We start from the raw sequence: 4776 nt of genomic DNA on the forward strand, positions 1-4776 counted from the left end.
ATCCGGCTCGAAAGCGACGCCAGGCCGGCGCCACGATGCCGCAATCCGGGCGGCAGAGCGGGTTGTTCAGACCTTCCCTAACAATTCGTCCAAGCCGACGCCGCTTCGCGGCGCGGCTTAACTCAGGTGTTAGAGCTCAGGATGAAAATTCCACCCCGTCTCGTAGGAATGGCGGCCGCGATCGGAGTCGTTGCGTTGCTCGCCGCGCCGGTGGTGCTCTATGCGCTGAATTTCCACGGGTCGATTTCCACGCAACACATTAGGTGGGCCGAGTTCGGTGCGTATGTGGGTGGGATCTATGCGCCCTTCGCTGCGTTCCTCACTCTCCTAATCATCTCGGGGCAGCTGTCCTCTCAAGTCGGCTTCAACAAGCATCAGATTGATCAGAGCTTTCTCGCAAATGCGCGTGCCGATCTTCATTTCTATCTGGATCAGCTTCATCAGACCCTAAATAGGCATGAGAAGCTGGCCAATGTTCCTCTCGGCCACGTGCTCGTGACCATGTTCAGCTCAAAGAGCCATGAGCAGCTGCGCACAGGCGAGCACCGCACTAACGCTCGGCGCGTCACCATGAGCGATGACCGCATAAGTGCACTTTGGGGCGCTGTCTACACCATCTTCGAAGGGCTACGCGCGGTGGACGAGCCTGAGTATAGGAACGTTTTGTCGTCGTCCAAGCAGAAGTGCATCGCCATGCTTGGTTACGCTGTATGCGATGCGCTAGACAATCACCACTATGTGGCCTGCGACTATCCAGCGGAGTTCCGGTATGAGTTTCATGCAGGTGCGCGGCCTGAGCTCTAACAATTCGTCCAAGCCGACGCCGCTTCGCGGCGCGGCTTAACTCAGGTGTTAGGCCACTGGATGAAAGCATGTCGCAGTCGCTGATTCTGCCCATGGCCGCGCACGTGGCGCTTGCCGCGCTGCTGTATGTGCTGCTCACAGTCGCGCGTGCGCCGGCCATCTGGGGCATCGGCCGCGCCAAAGATGGCTCCAACCCTTTTGCCGCTGTCGAGCCACGCATCAGCGCCAATCTGTCGAACCAGTTCGAATGGCCGGTGCTCTTCTATGCAGCCTGCATCATCCTTGCGCTTCAGGGCGAGCCGGAGCACGCTGCGGTCGCGCTGGCTTGGGTTTTCGTCGGCGGCCGGATCCTCCATAGCGCCGTGCAAATTGGCACCCGCAATATCCGGCTCAGGGGTATTGTGTTCACCCTGAACTTCTTGGCCGTACTAGGTCTCTGGGTTCTCGTGGTCGCTCGGGCTGTGTCCGGCCCAGTGGCCTAACAATTCGTCCAAGCCGACGCCGCTTCGCGGCGCGGCTTAACTCAGGTGTTAGGCCCTGCAGGAGGCACTATGGCGACTCAAGGACTCTCCGACACACCCGCTTGGCGCGCTCGTAAGGCTCGCCGTTGGCTGGCTGTGCGTGCGGGAGCGCTCTCAGCAGCCTTTGGCGGGCTCATCTGGGCAGTCTCCCCCACCGCTTTCGGCCATCCGGAACCGTGGGATGGCAACCCTACGCTGTATTTTCAGTCGCTTTTTTTGGCGGGCCTGGTTGCAGCCTTGGTGGTGCGCGGTCCATTCTGGGCACACTATCTGGGCACCATCGTCGGCCAGAGTGCCTTCGTGCTTCTGGTCCTGCCGCTCGGCGCTTTTTCGGGTATGGCGCCATTTGTCATTGCGTTGTACGGCGCTCTCGTCGCAATGGGGGCAGCACTGGGTTCGGGCGCACGGCGGCTGTTGCACCATTTCGCCGGCAGGGCCTAACAATTCGTCCAAGCCGACGCCGCTTCGCGGCGCGGCTTAACTCAGGTGTTAGGCGGCCTTGAGCGGGTTCTCCCGACTATGAAGATCGAAGAGCTCAAAGAGCTAAGCCAAGCCGCTGCTGACAACGCGGCTGCGTTGGCCAAGGAAGCCGCTCTTCTGGGAGCCCATGGGCACTTTGCCCGCGCATACTTTCTCGCCGTCGCGTCTATCGAGGAAACCGGGAAAGCTATTGCGGCTCACGATGCGCAAGGAAGGAACTTGGCTAACCCTGCGGTCGTTTCTAGGGTCGAGCGCCTAATAGGCGATCACAAGTCCAAGATCCGGGGCGCCTTTATGGGCTTCCTTTGCGTCAACCCGCGAGAACAAGCAGAAAAAGCTGCAGAACTCATGGTCGCGCTTCAGAATGGCCGCGAGCCCGCCATGTACACCGATCTGGCGGCAAATGGGACCATCAGTCGACCCAACGCGGTAGTTGAAGAAAAGCATGCGCTTTCGTGCGTGCGCCTGGCGAATGACTGCCTTTTAGCCGCTAAACAGAACGTCTTAGCGCGGCCGCCGGAGGCGAGATCGGCCAACGAAGACCACGTGTTCAGCTTGAATCCAAAGCATTACAACGCGTTAATGAAGAACGAAGACTTTTGGTGGTATTACATTAGCCGTATGGAACAGGGGTACCCGAACACCCATGACGCGATAGTCGAGTACCGTCGAGACTTCGAGTCCAAAGGCAGGCGGTTCAAGCCGGCGGAACCGGCCGCCTAACAGTTCGTCCAAGCCGACGCCGCTTCGCGGCGCGGCTTAACTCAGGTGTTAGGTGCCATGGGAAACATCATCGAAGCCGTACATCGCCAACTGCTCTCGGAACTCGACCGCGCGGGCCGAGCGGATACCGTTTTTGTGGTCTCTGGAGTGCTGTTCAACATTCTCGTGCTATTCGTCAACTGGGCGCAGGCGGACAGCATCGCCGATGGCCGCGGCAACCTATTGATCTTCTTGCTATTCACCGCCGGGTCCCTGCTTGTGTCCTGCACCGCTCTTTTGGCGCTGATCAATAGCCGCCGAATCTGCACCGCGGTCCACGCGTCGCTCCAGCAGCTCTACACGGACCAGAACGTCCAGCAGTACATTCCAGTGGGCTTGGCGGGGCTGGGTAACAAGCGATTCGTTTTGTCTTTCCTAGTCGTAGGCGGCACGGGCCTCCTTGCGGTCCTGATCCCGGTGCTGTCCATGGCTAGCGGGCATGGCACCTAACAATTCGTCCAAGCCGACGCCGCTTCGCGGCGCGGCTTAACTCAGGTGTTAGCTGTCCCTCCTGCACTCCCGGCTTTCGGCTCAAGCGCTCGGTGTCTCGCGATACGCTTCGGCCACAACGCGGGATTGCCCGGCGCCGGCATTTGAACCATCGCGTTAGAGCGGCGCGGGCTTCGGGCGGCCCAGGAAGGTTTCGCGGGGTCGCTATCCACCCTCGCCGGCTTCGCCCATTGCGGCAGGGCGTAGAGCAAATGCAGTATCCCTATCCCGTGCTGGTCCGCCCCGCCGCTGGCCAGCTAACAATTCGTCCAAGCCGACGCCGCTTCGCGGCGCGGCTTAACTCAGGTGTTAGGCCTTGGATGTAGCTTGCCAGGCATGCGCCATTGGCGTATAGTCGCAGCGTGCTGACCATCATTGAATCGCCACTGTTCACCCGGCTGTGGCCTGACTATTGGTCGGCTGAAGAGCACTTGGAGTTCGCCACCTACTTGGCTGCAAATCCCGAGGCCGGCGATGTCATTCCGCACTCGGGCGGCTGTCGGAAGATCCGGTGGTCGCGGCCCGGTTCAGGCAAGCGCGGTGGTGTTCGAGTCATCTATACGGTGTGGCTGGGGCAGGGAAAGGTCGTCCTGCTCACCATCTACTCTAAGAGTGCACGAGACAGTATTCCTGCGCATGTACTGCGCCAGATCGCGGAGGAACTTGGCCATGGTGAGTAAGTCGGTTGCCAAGCGGGATGCGTCCCGCAACATCGGGGAAGAGCTGCTCCAGGCGATCCGGGATGTGAAGGCTGGAAAGGCCGGAGCCGAGTACTCGGTCTCGGCGAACGAGGTGGTCGAGACCCGGCTCAAGTGCGGTCTGTCCCAGTCGGAGTTTGCCGCGGCGCTCCATATCTCGCCTCGCACGCTCCAGCAATGGGAGCAAGGTCGGCGCCAGCCTTCGGGCGCGGCGGAAACCTTGCTTCGCATTGTGTCGCGCCACCCAAAAGTGCTGCGGGAGGTCATGCAGCCAAGGCCTAACAATTCGTCCAAGCCGACGCCGCTTCGCGGCGCGGCTTAACTCAGGTGTTAGCGCTCACACTGGTTGCAGCTGTTCTAGCGGCTCACTAGGCGGCTCGTGCTGCCGAGCTCGCGGCCGCACTCGGCGGCCAGTCTCTCGCCCGCGGTGAAAGCTCTTCCGCTCCAGATCGGTCAGTGCCCGCGGTGCTGCTTGGCTGGCGCATGCGGTTTCGGCGCCGCGGCGGACGGGGCGTGGGCCGTGGCAGAATCCAGGCTCGCGCGGTTCACAGCCGGCAGGTTCCTCGGCGTGTGATCGCTAACTAGTCGTCCAAGCCGACGCCACTTCGTGGCGCGGCTTAACTCCGGTGTTAGGCCGCATAGGGAGGAACGCATGGACCCGAAAGACATTACGTCTGCAATGCAACCGCTGCTTGATATGCAGGCTCAAGCGACCCAGCGCGTTCTGGAACGCAGGGCTTGGCTGGCTAAGCTCCTGCTCGTCGTCGCCACCGCGGTCTTTTCGGCCTTTGCCACGTACACTGCCCAGCGCTATCTAGCGAGCGGGAAAGTCGAGCCAATGTCATTGGTCGTGCTGGCACTCTTGGCAGCAAGCGTCAGGAATCGCTGGCGTGCGGCCTAACAATTCGTCCAAGCCGACGCCGCTTCGCGGCGCGGCTTAACTCAGGTGTTAGCTGTGTACGTGGCCTGGCCGTGTTCAGCGGTGGCGCTCGAGGTTTCCCGTCGTCTTCGGCCACATCTCG

Annotated in this window: 8 protein-coding genes; all 8 read left to right on the forward strand. The window is 61.1% G+C overall.

The window, feature by feature from the left end:
- The first annotated feature begins 141 nt into the window (after nt 1-141).
- A complete protein-coding gene (locus tag EYQ95_RS25775) occupies nt 142-804 on the forward strand; it encodes a hypothetical protein (protein WP_165924866.1) in 663 nt (220 codons plus the stop codon).
- A gap of 68 nt (nt 805-872) precedes the next feature.
- Nucleotides 873-1286 carry an MAPEG family protein gene (locus EYQ95_RS25780; RefSeq protein WP_132332012.1) on the forward strand — a complete coding sequence of 138 codons (414 nt, stop codon included), beginning with the start codon at nt 873-875 and terminating at the stop codon, nt 1284-1286.
- A 69-nt stretch (nt 1287-1355) separates the two neighbouring features.
- Nucleotides 1356-1766 carry a hypothetical protein gene (locus EYQ95_RS25785; RefSeq protein ID WP_132332014.1) on the forward strand — a complete coding sequence of 137 codons (411 nt, stop codon included), beginning with the start codon at nt 1356-1358 and terminating at the stop codon, nt 1764-1766.
- 78 nt (nt 1767-1844) lie between these two features.
- A complete protein-coding gene (locus tag EYQ95_RS25790; RefSeq protein ID WP_132332016.1) occupies nt 1845-2528 on the forward strand; it encodes an AbiV family abortive infection protein in 684 nt (227 codons plus the stop codon).
- A 57-nt stretch (nt 2529-2585) separates the two neighbouring features.
- A complete protein-coding gene (locus tag EYQ95_RS25795) occupies nt 2586-3017 on the forward strand; it encodes a hypothetical protein (protein WP_132332018.1) in 432 nt (143 codons plus the stop codon).
- 401 nt (nt 3018-3418) lie between these two features.
- Complete coding sequence (locus EYQ95_RS25800) at nt 3419-3736, forward strand: transcriptional regulator (protein WP_207916695.1); 318 nt, start codon at nt 3419-3421, stop codon at nt 3734-3736.
- The gene (locus tag EYQ95_RS25805; protein WP_207916698.1) at nt 3726-4076 is read left to right on the forward strand and encodes a DNA-binding transcriptional regulator; all 351 of its coding nucleotides are present in this window, start codon (nt 3726-3728) and stop codon (nt 4074-4076) included. The genes EYQ95_RS25800 and EYQ95_RS25805 overlap by 11 nt, the downstream gene beginning before the upstream one ends.
- A 330-nt stretch (nt 4077-4406) precedes the next feature.
- Nucleotides 4407-4655 carry a hypothetical protein gene (locus tag EYQ95_RS25810; RefSeq protein WP_132332022.1) on the forward strand — a complete coding sequence of 83 codons (249 nt, stop codon included), beginning with the start codon at nt 4407-4409 and terminating at the stop codon, nt 4653-4655.
- Nucleotides 4656-4776: the final 121 nt, after the last annotated feature.

The sequence above is a fragment of the Lysobacter sp. N42 genome (genome assembly GCF_004344885.1).